Here is a 14,133-nt window from a genome sequence, read left to right on the forward strand (position 1 = left end):
GCCCTCCCCCGTCTGAGCGGAACCACCCCGGCGATCGTCGCCGTCAACGCCGACCTGGACACGCTGGACGCCGGTGCCCGCGAAAGCGCGGCCAGTTGCGAAAATCAGGACGGAGGATACAGCCGCTGGATCAGCCAGCCGATGACCGGCCCGGCCTTCGTCACCTATGCCATATCAGAGGAATACAACTGCGGCGGACCCTATCCGTCGACCAGCCAGACGACGGTGACCTATGATCTCGCCTCGGGCCGGCGTCTGGACTGGTCTGCGGTGCTGAAGGCCATGAACGTCACCAATGGCGACACCGAAGGGATGACGGCGGGGTCGGTCCCGATCGTCTATTCGCCCGCCCTCGCCGCCTGGTACGTCCGTACGATCAAGGCCCAGATCGTGGGTCAGGACGGCGGCTCCGAGTGGATGGAACAGTGCGCGCCGGTCTTCGATGCGGAAGAGTTCTCGGGCAATGGCTTCCGCCTGTCGGCCGACGCCGAGGCCGGCGGACTGACGGTGTCGCCGGACCTGCCGCACGTCGTACAGGCGTGTGGCGACGCGGCAATCATGGACGCCGCGGCCATGCGGGCCAACGGCGTCGAGGCCAGGCTGGTCGAGGCCATTTCGGCCGCCCGTACCGCGGGCAACTGGGCCCCGAAGGAATAGGTTGGCGATGAAACTGGGAACACCGCTGTCGGACACGGCCGTCCGCGTCATGCTGCTGGGGGCCGGCGAACTGGGCAAGGAGGTGGCGATCGAGCTGCAACGCCTCGGCGTCGAGGTGATCGCGGTCGATCGCTATCCCAACGCCCCGGCCATGCAGGTCGCCCATCGCAGCCACGTCATTCCGATGACCGACCCCCAGGTGTTGAACGGGGTCATCCTGGCCGAGGCCCCGCACATCATCGTGCCCGAGATCGAGGCCATCGCCACCGAGGTCCTGGCCCAGATCGAGGCCGCCGGACTGGCGCGCGTGGTGCCCACGGCGCGGGCGGTGCAATTGACCATGAACCGCGAAGGCATCCGTCGTCTGGCCGCCGAGGAGCTGGGCCTGCCGACCAGCCCCTATGCGTTTGCGGGCTCGTCGCGCGAGCTGATGGAGGCGGCACACACGATCGGCCTGCCGGTCTTCGTGAAGCCGGTGATGTCGTCCTCGGGCAAGGGCCAGTCGGTGATCGACGCCCTTGAGGACGCCGGCAACGCCTGGGCCTATGCGCAGTCGTCCGGCCGGGTCGAGACGCCCCGTGTCATCGTCGAGGGCCGGATCGACTTCGACTACGAGATCACCCTGCTGACCGTCCGATCGCGCGATGTGGACGGCCAGACCCGCACCGACTTCTGCGCCCCGATCGGCCATCGCCAGGTCAGCGGCGACTATGTCGAAAGCTGGCAGCCCCAGGCCATGTCGGAGGCGGCGCTCGCGGCCTCTCAGGACATCGCGGCCAGGGTCACCGAGGCGCTCGGCGGCTGGGGCGTGTTCGGGGTGGAGCTGTTCGTGAAGGGGGACCAGGTCTGGTTCTCCGAGGTCTCGCCCCGCCCGCACGATACCGGCCTGGTCACCCTGGCCACCCAGACGATGAGCGAGTTTGCCCTGCACGCCCGCGCGATACTGGGCCTGCCCGTGGACGTCAGCCAGCGCGAGATCGGGGCCAGTGCGGTCATCTATGGCGGCATGGAAGCGGTGGGTATCGCCTATGAAGGTGTCGCCGAGGCCTTGGCCGTCCCGACGGCGGACCTGCGCCTGTTCGGCAAGCCGGAAAGCTTCGAACGTCGCCGGATGGGAGTGGCAACAGCTCGGGGGGCCACCACCGAGGAGGCACGGGCACGGGCGACCGAGGCGGCTGGAAAAGTCAGGCCGGTTCGGAAATAGGCTTGGCTCCGGACCCAAAAAATTCCGCTCATCCCGGCGAAAGCCGGGACCCAGTTCTGGATTTGAGCACCCTGGCTGGGATTGATTTCTGCGCTGATATTCACCGTTGATCGCCCAAAGCACTGGGTCCCGGCTTTCGCCGGGATGAGCGGAAGTGGGTTACAGCCCCGGCCCGATCCGCAGCTTTTCCAGTTCCGCCAGCGCCACGGCCAACGCCGGATCGCGTCCCTCACGCAGCGCACCCCAGTCGACGTCAACCGGGACATCGGGGATCACCCCGACCTTCTCCAGCCGCGCCCCGCCGGGGGTGGTCATGTCGAAGATGCCGATCCGGATTGCGCCGCCGTCGGGCAATTCCACGGCGCGCGATCCGATCACCGCCCCCCGCGTCCGCTCCCCCACGATCACGGCCCTGCCCAACTCCTGGGCCACCGCCGGGTAGAGCTCGCCGCCACTGGCCGAGCCCGGGCCCACGATCATCACGACGGGCCCCAGATAGGGTCGATCCGGGGATTCGCTGGTGTAGCGCCGATTGATGAAACGTCCGGTCGTCACACCGAAATCGATCTCTCGGTCGAACAGCCAGGACAGGCTCATCCCCGTCAGGGCCAGGCTTCCGCCGCCGTTGGTGCGCAGGTCGATGATCAGGCCGGCCGGCGGCGCATCGGCCAGTCTGGCGAACTCGGCCTTGTACCAGTCGTAGGTCTCGCGGTCGAAGTCGTCGAACCGGATATAGGCGATGTCGCCCTCGAGCCGTCGCGCCTCGGTGCGCGGCAGGGGATCCAGCGGCACGGGGGTCAGCTCGACCGTGTGTCGCTCACCCGTCTCGTCCAGGAAGACCACGGTGTCGGCCTTTCCCTCCTGGGCCGGCGAGGCGAAACGCGGCGGGACGCCGTTGACGGTCTCCACCTTCCATCCGACCTGCACGCCGGCGGCCGACGCGGGTGTGTCTGGCCGCACCCGTGCGACATAGCGATCGTCGCCGCGCGGCATCATCACCATGCCGTAGCCGGGGCGGCGATCGCCCGCCTCGCCGGCGGCGATCCGCTCACGCCGGGTCGGGCTCAGGGTCTGGGTGTGATCGTCGTCGAGCCTGTCGACCAGGGCTTCCAGCGCGCCATAGAAGCCAGCCTCGTCGGGCTGGGCGATGGCCTCGGCGCGGCGCGCGGCGGCCTCGCCCGCGAAGTCCAACCCATGGAAATCCTTGGCGTAGAACAGCTTCTCCACCCAGCCGACCGCCGCATCATAGGTCCTGGCGTTCAGGGCCGCCCGATCGGGCGAGGCATCGGCGACGACGACGGGCGGCGGCAGTACCCCGGTCCGTTCGTACGGAATCGACTGACAGGCCGCGAGGCCGGCGAAGGCCAGTACGGCCAGCCCATTGCGCCATCCGCTCATCCACGCCGAGCCGCGCCGTTCAATTGACATCCGGCCTCGCGCCAGCAGTTACAAGGGTCCGCAAGGCGGCGATGGCGGCCAGCAGGGCCTCGTCGGCCGCGTCCGGTTCAGCCTCCGTATCGGTGACGACCAGGTCGGGATCCACGCCGCGCTTCTCCAGCCGCACCCCGCCCGCAGTGACGAAATCGGCGCGGCTGAGCGTCAGCCGCCCGCCGTCCGGCAACGGCGTATCCTGAGAGATCAGCACCGCCCCAGCCGTCCGCTCGCCCACCACGATGGCACGCCCGGCCTCCTGCAAGGCGGCAGGGGTCAGTTCGGCGGCGCTGCGGCTCGATCCGTCGACCAGCACGGCCAGGGCATTGGTCGCCGGTTCGGTCCGCCCGCCACAGGCCTCTCGCACGCGCAGCGTCGCCGCTCGACCCGACCGGTTGGTCCGCGTCGCCCAGGCCATACGGTCGGGCAGGAAACAGGACAGCACGGCGTCGGCCTCCATCAACAGGCCGCCGGGATTGTCGCGCATGTCCAGAACCACGGCCGTGTCCGGCGACAGGTCGGCCAGCTGCGCCCCCATCCAGCGACCCAGACCGGGTTCGAACCCCTCGATACGCAGCACCAGCACGTCCGGCCGGGACCGGTCGGCGACGAAGGCCGGCAGGGGGTCCATCTCGCGCGGGGTCAGGGTCACGTCACGACGCTCGCCCTCCGTATCGGTGAAGGCCAGGGTCAGAGGCTGGCCGTCAACGACCTCGCGATCCGGCGACCAGCCGCCGGTGCCGTCTCCGGCCAGCCGCCAGCCGACGCGCACGCCCGCCGCCTCGGCCGGAGACCCGGCGCGCACCCGCTCGATCCGGTAGCCGCCGCCGTCCTGGGGATAGAGGGTCACGCCCATCACGGCGCGACGACGCCGCTGGGCATCCTGGCGGCGCGCCACGGCCGGGGGAGCCGCGCCCGCATGGTCGTCGTCGAGCAGGTCCAGCATCTGGTCGATGACGCGATACAGCTGGCCGTCGTCGCGGGCGGCCAGGGCGTCGGGCCGATAGGTGCGGCGCGCCTCGGTCCAGTCGAGACCATGAATCGTCGCGTCGTAATACTGGGTCCGGACTTCGCTCCAGACCCGGTCGAAGACCCGCTTGTTCATCTCGGCACGCGCCCGGTCGAGCGGCGCGGCCACGACGACAGGCGTCGATGCGAGCTCACCCGCCATGGCAGGCGCGGCCCCGCCCAACGCCAGGACGCCGGCCAGAATCAACGCGAGCCCGCGCGCAGGACCATGCGCCGGGCACCGGGGGCTCGGGAGCCGAAGGGAACGGGTGGCGGGAAACATCGCCGCCACCCTATGTCAGCCTGACAGGAACGCTCAAGTCATGTTCGTGACGATCAATCCGCAGACGGTGCGTCAGGCCCGTCGCGGCGCATGATGAAGACGTTGCCGCCACCGCCCGGGCCGTGCTCTCCGGCTTCCAGCGCGCCCGAACGATCGGCGTCCATGCGCTGGAAGGCTTCGCGCAGGGGTGCCAGGAACTCTGTCTCGGAGACCTTGCCGTCGCCGTCCTTGTCGAGGTCGCCGGGGCCGTCTTGGCCTGGGCCGCCGATCGTGTGGATCTGGACGTTCCGACCCGCACCCATGGGTCCCATCGGAGCCATGCCGCCATCGGGGCCGCCGCGACGGATCACCGTCACATTGCCCTCGCCCATCGGGCCATGACCGCCGGGCTCGCCCGGTCCGCTCATGTGAAACCGCATCGGCCCACCCGCCGGACCGGGACCGCCGGGCCCACCCAGGATCACATGCGCGGCGGCACGGCCAGAGGCGAACTCTTCGGTCGAGATCCGGCCGTCGGAGTTCGTGTCCAGCATCTCGAACGCCGCCGTCTGGGGCGCGGTGAACTCCTCGCGAGTGACGAAACCGTCGTCGTTCTTGTCCATGTCCGGACGCCCGCCGGGGCCGCCGGGGCCGCCCGACGTGACGATGCGGACCTCGTGGCGCGTCTCGGTCGCGGGGTGCGCAGGCGGCGCGGACTGGCCGGCGACGGCGGCGGCGAGGGTCAGGGCGATCAGCATGGAGAGGAATCCTCTTGTTGTTGTGACACGGTTTCACCACCCCGGCCTTGCCTGGGGATTTCAGTCGGTCCGATAAATGTTTCAGGGCTGAAATGACGGTGTCGGCCGGGCACGGCATAAGGATCGGATGTCCATGGATACCCCCGCCCGCATCCTGGTCGTCGATGATGACCCCGGCATCCGCGAAGTGCTGTCGGAGTATCTGACGCAGCATGGGTATCACGTCGCCACCGCCGCCTCCGCCGCCGAGATGGACCGGTCACTGGCCACGGCCACGGTCGACCTGATCGTTCTGGATCTGATGATGCCCGGCGAGGACGGCCTGTCGGTCGTGCGTCGCCTGTCGCGGGCGGGTCCGCCTATCGTCATGCTCAGCGCCATGGGCGAGGACACAGACCGGATCGTGGGTCTGGAGCTCGGGGCCGACGACTATCTGGCCAAGCCGTGCAATCCCCGCGAACTGCTGGCCCGTGTCCGCGCCGTCCTGCGTCGTCCGCGCGAGGACGCAGGCACAGGCCCCGCCGACCATGCCCTGCGCTTCGCCGGCTGGACCCTGCACCTGGTGCGGCGCGAGCTGACCCGGCCGGACGGGCAGGTCGTCGGCCTGTCGGCGGGTGAGTTCGCCCTGTTGCGCACCTTTGCCGAACGACCGGGGCGCATCCTGACCCGCGACCAGTTGCTGGAGGCAGCGCGCGGCTCCGACGCCGACGTCTTCGACCGCGCCATGGACGTCCAGATCAGCCGCCTGAGGAAGAAACTCGACGACGGCTCGGGCCTGGAGATGATCCAGACCCTGCGCGGCGAGGGTTATCGCTTCGACATCAAGGTGGAACGACCGGCCGTCATCATCGGGCGACGCGGGTGAGGCGGCCCGCCTCGCTTTCGGTGATGGTCCAGGTCGCCCTGCTTGTCGCGGTCGCCGTCGCCCTGTCCCAGGCGGTCGCCTTCGCCGTGGTCGTGCTGGCCCCCGAGCCACGGCCGCAGGGCTTCAGCATCGACGCCGCCGCCAGCGCCCTGAAAGGCGAACCGGCCGAGACCACCGACGGCAAGACCCTGAAACGCCGCCTGGCCGATCAACCCGCCTCCTTGAGGTCAGCGGACAGGCCGAACGATCCCTTGACCCTGGCCCTCGAAACCACTCTGGCCCGCAGGCTGGGCACCACACGGGACAGGGTCCAGGTCGAGATCGCCCAAGGGCCGGGCTGGGGCCGCAGGGACGGCGCTGGACGGGTCCTGTTCGACCACCGCCCGCCGGACGGTCCAGGCGGAAGTACGCGATACGGCCCGGGCGGGGTGTTCGTCATGACGCGCCCGCCCAAGCCGCAAGACTCTGTCGAGACCCAATCCACCACCAGCATCGTCGGGCTCCCGGCCAGCCCGGGCCCTGCCCGGCCCGAAGCCGGTCGGGTACCGGATCCGGTCGCCGGCGCAGTCTCCAGTGTCGTCGTCAGCCGCACGGAGACCCGGACCGGCCCGGCGCGGATTCAGGTCGATCAGTTGGCCGTGTTCGATCGCCTGAGCTTCCCCCCCTTCACCGCCTCCTTCCAGCAGCGGGACGGCCGCTGGGCGGTCGTCGAGCCCCCGCACGACCTGCTGTCGCCGTCCCAGGTCCGGCTGTTGCTGTCGATGGGCATTTCCATGCTGCTACTGGCGCCGCTCGTCTGGGTCATGGCCCGACGCCTGACCCGGCCGATCCGCGTCTTCGCCGAGGCTGCAGAGCGCCTGGGCGCCGACCCCGACGCCGAGCCTCTGAGGCCATCCGGCCCCAGCGAGGTTCGCACCGCCATTGCCGCCTTCAACGACATGCAGGCCAAGCTGCGCGACCACATCCGCCGCCGCACCCAGACGGTCGCCGCCATCGCCCACGACCTGCGCACCCCCCTGACCCGACTGCGCTTCCGCGCCGAACAGGCGCCCGACACCCTGCGTGACCGGATGGCCGCCGACGTCGAGGAGATGGACGCCCTGATCGCCCAGGCCATGGCCTATGTGCGCGGCGAGGCGGCCCCGGATCGGCGCGAGACGCTCAACCTGACCACCCTGACCGCGGACTGCGCCGCAGGGTTCTCGGACACCGGAGAACCTGTCAGCTTCACCGGCGGCCCCGCCCTGACGGTCCAGGGCGACCCCGCCGCCCTGCGCCGCGCCCTGGCCAACCTGATCGGCAATGCGGTCAAATACGGCGGCGTCGCCCGGGTCCGCACCGGGGGCGAGGACGGCCGTGCGTTGGTCCTGATCGAGGATGACGGCCCCGGCCTGCCCGCCGACGACCTCGAGTCTGTCTTCGAGCCCTTCGCCCGCGGCGAACGCTCACGCAATCGCGAGACGGGCGGCGCCGGCCTGGGCCTGACCGTGGCCCGCCAGGTCGCCCGCGCCCACGGTGGCGACGTGGTCCTGATTCCTCGCGCCGAGGGCGGCCTGATCGCCCGCCTGACCCTGCCGCTGGCCTGAATGCAGTCAGGCGGCGCGGGCGATGACCCGGTTGCGGCCCGAAGCCTTGGCCTCATAGACGCCCTCGTCGGCACGCTTTAGCAGGGCTTCCGGCGTGTCGCCCTCGCCCAGCGACGCCGCCACCCCGACGGAGACGGTGATGGTCAGATGCTCTCGCCCGCCCATCACGCGGAACGGGGCCGAACCCACGTCACGGCGGATGCGGTCGGCGATGCTGTGGGCGTCCTCGAGGCTGGTATCGGGCATCACCACCACGAACTCCTCACCGCCCAGCCGGCAAGGCAGGTCGACGGCGCGCACATTGGTGGCCAGACGCACCGCGAACTCGCTCAGCACCTCGTCGCCGGCGTCGTGGCCAAATCCATCATTGACGGCCTTGAAGTGGTCGATGTCGAGCACCAGCACCGCCACCGGATCGCCGCCGTGGTTGGCCCGCTGAACGAAGGCCTGTAGCTGCCCCGACATATAGCGCCGGTTATGCAGGCCGGTCAGGGCGTCGGTGACCGCCATCTCCAGGCTGTAATCCAGCTTTTCCCTCAGGAAGTCCGTATAACGTTTGCGCCGGATCTGGGTCCGCGCCCGCGCCGCCAGTTCCTCGGAATCGACCGGACGCGACAGGATGTCGTTGACGCCCAGTTCCAGCGCCTTCAGCAACCGGGGCCGTTCGCTCGTCTCGACGATCGCCAGGATCGGCAGGTGCCGCGTCGCCTCGACCGACCGGATCTGGGCGATCAGCCGCAGGCCGTCGAAGCCCTGGGCCGCGATATTGACGATCATCAGGTCGATCAGGCCGCGTGACGCCACCAGGGCAGCGCCTGCGTCCGTCTCGACCACCGGCCGATGCTCGCGCGACAGTTCTTCCATGACCTTGGCTGCCTGACGGGCATTGTCATCGACGATCAGAACGCGCCCACCCGAGCCCCGCAAGCGTGCAGCGCCGTCGGTGGTGACACCCATCCGCCGACCGTTCTCCTCGCGCTCGCGCAGTTCGTCCATGATCAACTTGAGCCGCACCAGTGACCGCACGCGCGCGAACAGCACGACGTCGTCCAGTGGCTTGGTCAGGAAGTCGTCTGCCCCGGCGTCCAGCCCCTTGATCCGGTCCTCGCGCCCGTCAAGTGCAGTCACCAGAACGACCGGAATATGCCGGGTCTCGGCATCCGCCTTCAGCCGCCGGCACACCTCGAACCCGTCCATCCCGGGCATCATGACGTCCAGCAGGATGATGTCCGGCTTTTCCGCCGCCGCCAGCTTCAGCGCGGTCTGGCCGTCGTGGCAGGACACCACGTCGTAGTATTCGATCGTCAGCTTGGCTTCGAGCAGCCGGACGTTCGCCGGCACGTCGTCGACCACAAGGATACGCGCGGTCATTACAAACTACCCCAGGTGCTTCCGGACGGTTTCGAGGAAATGCATCACCGAAATGGGCTTGGAGATATAGGCCTCGCAGCCCCCTTGCCGGATCCGTTCCTCGTCGCCCTTCATCGCAAACGCCGTGACAGCGATGACCGGGATGTGTGCCAGCTCCTCGTCGTCCTTGAGCCATTTGGTGACCTCCAGCCCCGAGATTTCCGGCAGCTGGATGTCCATCAGGATCAGGTCGGGCGAGTGCTGACGCGCCAGGGCCATCGCCTGCAACCCTTCGCGGGTCTGCAGCGTCTGGTACCCCTGCGAGTCGAGCAGATCATGAAAAAGCTTCATGTTCAGCTCGTTATCCTCGACGATGAGGACTTTCTTGGACATCATCACCCGGCCTGTCCGCCCCCGTTTTGGCGGCGTGGTTATCGAGAGGCGTCTTCGCCTTCTGTCCTCGCAACCTGCGCCCTCCACTCTTAAGGTCACGTGAAGCGGGTGCCGACCGGCACGGGGATTCGACCCGAGGCTCTATCCACAGCCTCCGTCACCCTCGGCCTTGTGCCGAGGGTCCAGACTCCCGATGGCTGTCATCGCGCACCACATTCGATACCGTGCGTCTGGATCCTCGGGACGAGCCCGAGGATGACGAGTTTAAGGAACTGCCATTTTAGCCATCCAGGCCATCTGCCGCGATTGCTTGTGGACGGGAGGCGAACCGACGCTGCGCTGTCCGGCGTGTGGCTCCAGGCGCCTCGTCTGCGACCCCGAACTCGACACCCTGACCCTGGCCCATCTGGATTGCGACGCCTTCTATGCCTCGGTCGAAAAGCGCGATCGGCCGGAGCTTCGCGACAAACCGGTCATCATCGGTGGCGGAGTGCGGGGCGTGGTCTCGACCGCCTGCTACGTGGCCCGGCTGTATGGCGTCGGCTCGGCCATGCCGATGTTCAAGGCGCTGAAAGCCTGTCCCGAGGCCGTGGTCATCAAGCCGGACTTCACCAAATACGTCCACGAAAGCGGCCGCATCTTCGGCTTCGTCCGCGAACTGACACCCCTGGTCCAGACCCTGTCGCTGGACGAGGCCTGGATCGACCTGTCGGGCACCGAACGCCTGAACGGCGGGCCCGCCGCCCTCCAGCTGGTCCGGCTCCAGAAGCGGATCGAGGACGAGACCGGCCTGTCGGTCTCCATCGGCTTGGCCCCGAACCGCTTCCTGGCGAAGATGGCGTCCGAAATGGACAAGCCGCGCGGGTTCTCGGTCGTCAATCGCCGCGATGCCGTCGCCATCCTGGCTCCCCGTCCCGTCACCGCCCTGCCCGGCGTCGGCCCCGTCTTCGGCAAGACCCTGCGCAGCGACGGGTTCAACACCATCGGCGACCTGGCCTCGGCCGATCTCAAGGAGTTGGTCCGGCGCTATGGCGAGACCGGCCTGCGCCTGCACGACCTGTCCCATGCCCGCGACGCGCGGCTGGTGCGGCCCGAGCATGACCGAAAGGGCATGAGCGCCGAGACCACCTTCAACGTCGATCTGACCACCGCCGAAGACCTTGAGGCCGAACTCTGGCCCCTGTGCGAGAAGCTGGCGTCGAAGGCCCGCCGCGACGGCGTCGCCAGCCGCGTCATCGTGCTGAAACTGCGCCGCACCGACTTCAAGATCATCACCCGCCGCATCAGCGTGCCCGATCCGGTCCAGACGGCGCGCGCGCTGTTCGCCATCGGCCGCGACCTGCTGAAGCCCGAACTTGGCCGCCCCTACCGCCTGATCGGCATCGGCATGGCCGAAGTCACCGACGCGGTCGACGCACCCACCGGCCTGTTCGCCGCCGACCAGACCCGTATCCTCAAGACCGAGACCACGATCGACAAACTCCGCGAAAAATTCGGCAAGGACGCGGTGGTGGCAGGTCGGGCGCTGAAGAAATGATCCCAAATTCCGCTCATCCCGGCGAAAGCCGGGACCCAGTTCTTTGGGCGAAGACGGCATCTGGTGACGCACTTTCATCGTCCAACGCACTGCCTCACAAAAGCACTGGCTCCCGGCTTTCGCCGGGATGAGCGGAAGGGTGGAATTAACTCACGGAGGGCATTGTGCATCCCATGCAAGCCTTCATCGACAAGATGCGTCGCCGCGCCGGTCGCTATCTCGACGTCCGCCCGGTGGACATCGCCCCGCCGCGCGGCGTGTTCAGCCTGTCGTTCGACGACATCCCCGTCACCGCCTGGACCGAAGCCGGGCCGATCCTGGCCGAGCACGGGATCAAGGCCACCTACTATGTCTGCGGCGGCCTGGCCGGCGGCTCCAACATGGACCTGCCCCAGTTCGAGACCGACCATCTGCAGGCCCTGCACGAGGCCGGGCACGAGGTCGGCTGCCACACCTATGAGCACGTCTCGACCCTGACCCTCAGCCCCGCCGAACTCGACGCCAGCCTGGCCCGCAACGCCGCCTGGGTCGCCGAGCGGCTCGACGACCACGTCATGACCACCTTCGCCTATCCGTTCGGCGACGCGGCCCTCGGGTCAAAGGCGGTGATCGACCGCCGCTTCCTGTGCGGCCGGGGCGTCCGCGACGGCATCAACGCCGGGTTCGCCGACCGCAACCTCTTGCAGGCCATCGGTCTCGAAAGCCGCCGCCTGCCGGGCTATGACCTCGAAAGAATGATGGCCGACACTGCTGCGTCAAAAGGCTGGCTGATCGCCTATGGCCACGACGTCATGGACGGCCCGACCCCCTATGGCTGCACCCCCGACGACCTGGATCGCGTGATCCGCCTGGCCAAGGCCGCCGATCTGGACATCCTGCCGGTGGGCGCGGGGTGGGAGAGGGTGGCGGCGTAGTTCTCCTCCACGTTCGCGCAGCGAATGGGGAGGTGGATCGACGGCGACAGCCGGCGAGACGGAGGGGGCGACTCGGTGTTGGATGTGGGGAGACTCAGCGGCTGATACCGCTTCGCCCCCTCCGTCATGCCGCGAAGACGCGCCATGCCACCTCCCCATTCGCCAAGCGGCGAACAGGGAGGAGAAACGTCACGCCGCCTGTTTCTCTTCCGCCGCCAGCGCCGCCTTGCGCGCTTCCGCCCACGGGATCAGCGTCGACTTCGGCCAGGCAACCAGCCACGAGCGCGGCAGATATTCCCCACTCTCGATCATCGCCCGGCGTGTCGGCGAGGTCGCTCCGCAGCGTTCGGAATGGATCGGGGCCGGGCCCTGGTGGATGATGAAGGCCCCGCCCTTGAGCGGATTGACCCGCAGATAGGCCAGGCGCGGCGAGATGGTTTCCAGCGGCGGATCGTAGAACCAGCTCGATCCGATCATCCCGGCCAGCTCGGGCCGCGTCTTGCAGATCGCGGCGGCGGTGGCCCAGGCGCGGTCCCAGCCGGCCTCGGTGAAATCGTCGGTGTGGCGGCTCTCGGTGTGGACCTCCAGCCAGGGCTTCTTCCACCCTTGCGCCTTTGCATAGGCCAGAACCTGCGACCAGCCATAGCCGTCGCGACCGTTCCTCACCACCTGCCCCGGTCCCATCGGCGACGACAGGTCGATCGTCTGGGTCTTCGCACCCGGCACGCTCAGCACCAGAGCGAAGCGCACATCCTTGGCATAGTGGTCGCGGTCGTATTCGGCATCGCCGTCGGCGGCCTCGGTCAGGAAGGCGGCCAGCTTGTCGAGCCAGAAGGGATACAGCTCATGCACCTCGACCGGCAGGGCGGCGGTCTCGACCCGCTCGGCCATCTCCAGCACCCAGGTCGCCACCAGGGCGCGGCGCATGGCGTCGGTCGCATCAGCCCCCAGCGCCTCGTCGGCGGCGTGGGAGGGCAGGTCGAAATTCCAGTGGCTGGCCGAGGCCCGCGCCGGATAGACGGCCTCGACCGAAGCGGTGAGGACGCGGTTCAGTAGGTCGGGTGCCAGTCGCTGCTGGACGCCTTTGAAGGCTTCGACCTGAGAGGGGCTGAGCATTTCCATGGCGCGACCATGACACACACCGGTTGGCGAACCTTTAAGGCTGACGCCCTGACGGCCGTGCGCTAAACCCCGGGCCAAACCTTCGGAGCTTTCCATGTCCATCACCGCCCGCCTCGCCGAACTCGGCGTCGAGCTTCCCGAACCCGCCAAGCCGGTCGCCAGCTATGTTTCGTTCGTCCAGACCGGTAACCTGCTGCACATCTCCGGCCAGCTGTCGAACGACGCCTCGGGCGGCATCAAGGGCACGGTCGGCGTAGACGTCACCCCGGAACAGGCGCAGGCCGCCGCCCGACTGTGCGCCATCAACCTGATCGCCCAGATGAAGTCGGCGCTGGACGGCGATCTGGACCGTGTCGTGCGGGTCGTGAAACTGGGCGGCTTCGTCCAGGCCGGCCCGGGCTTTACCGCCATCCCCGCCGTCATCAACGGCTGCTCCGACCTGATGGTCGAGGTCTTCGGCGACGCCGGCAAACACGCGCGCTCGGCCGTCGGCGTGTATCAACTGCCGCTCGGCTTCGCGGTGGAAGTGGATGCGGTGGTGGAAGTCCGCTGATCCATTTTCTTCCGCTCATCCCGGCGAAAGCCGGGACCCAGTGCTTTGGGCGCTAGGTGCCGATGGTTCACGCTATCGGCGATCCAGCGCCGTGCCTCACGACAGAACTGGGTCCCGGCTTTCGCCGGGATGAGCGGATTTGAGTAGCTTCTCCATCCACGTCCACGACACCCTCGCCGCCATAGGCCGCGAGGCGTGGGACGCCTGTGCCGCCCCGACCGGCGATCCCTTCGTCAGCTACGATTTCCTGCACGCCTGCGAGGCCTCGGGCAGCGCCGCGCCACGACAGGGCTGGGGTCCGCGCCACCTGGCCCTGACCGCCGACGACGGTTCGGTGCTCGGCGTCATGCCCCTCTATCTGAAAGGTCACAGTCAGGGCGAATACGTCTTCGACCATTCCTGGGCCGAAGCCTATGAGCGGGCGGGCGGGCGCTACTACCCCAAGCTGCTGGGCGCCGTGCCCTTCACCCCCGCGACCGGCCCCCGGTTCCTC

At 68.6% G+C, this 14,133-nt stretch carries 14 protein-coding genes; 8 read left to right on the top strand and 6 right to left on the bottom strand.

Translation table 11 applies throughout. The features are described from left to right. Both JHC99_RS12480 and purT read left to right on the top strand, forming a co-directional pair. On the top strand, nt 1-657 hold a 657-nt coding region (locus tag JHC99_RS12480), incomplete at its 5' end, for a hypothetical protein (RefSeq protein WP_292154686.1). Between the two features lie 7 nt (nt 658-664). After that, nucleotides 665-1,861: a formate-dependent phosphoribosylglycinamide formyltransferase gene (gene purT, locus JHC99_RS12485; protein WP_292154687.1), complete on the top strand. Its 1,197-nt coding sequence runs from the start codon at nt 665-667 to the stop codon at nt 1,859-1,861. Nucleotides 1,862-2,020: 159 nt separating this feature from the next. Here purT and JHC99_RS12490 read toward each other — a convergent pair whose 3' ends face one another. The 3 genes from JHC99_RS12490 to JHC99_RS12500 all read right to left on the bottom strand — a co-directional run bounded on the left by JHC99_RS12490 (nt 2,021) and on the right by JHC99_RS12500 (nt 5,320). Further along, nucleotides 2,021-3,289 (bottom strand): S41 family peptidase, encoded by a 1,269-nt coding sequence (locus JHC99_RS12490; RefSeq protein ID WP_292154689.1) that lies wholly within the window; start codon nt 3,287-3,289, stop codon nt 2,021-2,023. Further along, nucleotides 3,279-4,508 carry a S41 family peptidase gene (locus JHC99_RS12495; protein WP_292154690.1) on the bottom strand — a complete coding sequence of 410 codons (1,230 nt, stop codon included), beginning with the start codon at nt 4,506-4,508 and terminating at the stop codon, nt 3,279-3,281. Before JHC99_RS12495 ends, JHC99_RS12490 begins: the two co-directional genes overlap by 11 nt. A gap of 128 nt (nt 4,509-4,636) precedes the next feature. Beyond that, nucleotides 4,637-5,320 (bottom strand): EF-hand domain-containing protein, encoded by a 684-nt coding sequence (locus tag JHC99_RS12500; RefSeq protein ID WP_292154692.1) that lies wholly within the window; start codon nt 5,318-5,320, stop codon nt 4,637-4,639. Nucleotides 5,321-5,453: 133 nt separating this feature from the next. On the opposite strand from JHC99_RS12500, the gene JHC99_RS12505 reads away from it, so the two are divergent. Both JHC99_RS12505 and JHC99_RS12510 read left to right on the top strand, forming a co-directional pair. Continuing rightward, complete coding sequence (locus tag JHC99_RS12505) at nt 5,454-6,185, top strand: response regulator (RefSeq protein ID WP_292154693.1); 732 nt, start codon at nt 5,454-5,456, stop codon at nt 6,183-6,185. Beyond that, the gene (locus JHC99_RS12510; protein WP_292154694.1) at nt 6,182-7,771 is read left to right on the top strand and encodes an ATP-binding protein; all 1,590 of its coding nucleotides are present in this window, start codon (nt 6,182-6,184) and stop codon (nt 7,769-7,771) included. Before JHC99_RS12505 ends, JHC99_RS12510 begins: the two co-directional genes overlap by 4 nt. A 6-nt stretch (nt 7,772-7,777) precedes the next feature. On the opposite strand, the gene JHC99_RS12515 is transcribed toward JHC99_RS12510, so the two are convergent. Continuing rightward, a complete protein-coding gene (locus tag JHC99_RS12515; RefSeq protein WP_292154695.1) occupies nt 7,778-9,142 on the bottom strand; it encodes a PleD family two-component system response regulator in 1,365 nt (454 codons plus the stop codon). A gap of 6 nt (nt 9,143-9,148) precedes the next feature. Beyond that, nucleotides 9,149-9,514, bottom strand: coding sequence for a response regulator (locus JHC99_RS12520; protein WP_271147129.1), 366 nt, complete (start codon nt 9,512-9,514; stop codon nt 9,149-9,151). A 286-nt stretch (nt 9,515-9,800) separates the two neighbouring features. Here JHC99_RS12520 and JHC99_RS12525 point away from each other — a divergent pair, with 286 nt between their 5' ends. Together JHC99_RS12525 and JHC99_RS12530 are read left to right on the top strand one after the other, a co-directional pair. Next, complete coding sequence (locus JHC99_RS12525; RefSeq protein WP_292154701.1) at nt 9,801-11,051, top strand: DNA polymerase IV; 1,251 nt, start codon at nt 9,801-9,803, stop codon at nt 11,049-11,051. A gap of 173 nt (nt 11,052-11,224) precedes the next feature. Further along, on the top strand, nt 11,225-11,965 hold the full coding sequence (locus tag JHC99_RS12530) for a polysaccharide deacetylase family protein (protein ID WP_292154703.1): 741 nt from the start codon (nt 11,225-11,227) through the stop codon (nt 11,963-11,965). A 189-nt stretch (nt 11,966-12,154) separates the two neighbouring features. Here JHC99_RS12530 and JHC99_RS12535 read toward each other — a convergent pair whose 3' ends face one another. Beyond that, the gene (locus JHC99_RS12535; RefSeq protein WP_292154697.1) at nt 12,155-13,087 is read right to left on the bottom strand and encodes a hypothetical protein; all 933 of its coding nucleotides are present in this window, start codon (nt 13,085-13,087) and stop codon (nt 12,155-12,157) included. Nucleotides 13,088-13,181: 94 nt separating this feature from the next. On the opposite strand from JHC99_RS12535, the gene JHC99_RS12540 reads away from it, so the two are divergent. Next, nucleotides 13,182-13,640: a RidA family protein gene (locus JHC99_RS12540; protein WP_292154698.1), complete on the top strand. Its 459-nt coding sequence runs from the start codon at nt 13,182-13,184 to the stop codon at nt 13,638-13,640. Between the two features lie 139 nt (nt 13,641-13,779). Beyond that, nucleotides 13,780-14,133 (top strand): peptidogalycan biosysnthesis protein (locus JHC99_RS12545; protein ID WP_292154700.1); only part of this gene is annotated, 354 nt, incomplete at its 3' end.

Origin of the sequence: Brevundimonas sp., from assembly GCF_016463485.1 — a bacterium.
In the GTDB taxonomy this organism is placed as follows: domain Bacteria; phylum Pseudomonadota; class Alphaproteobacteria; order Caulobacterales; family Caulobacteraceae; genus Brevundimonas.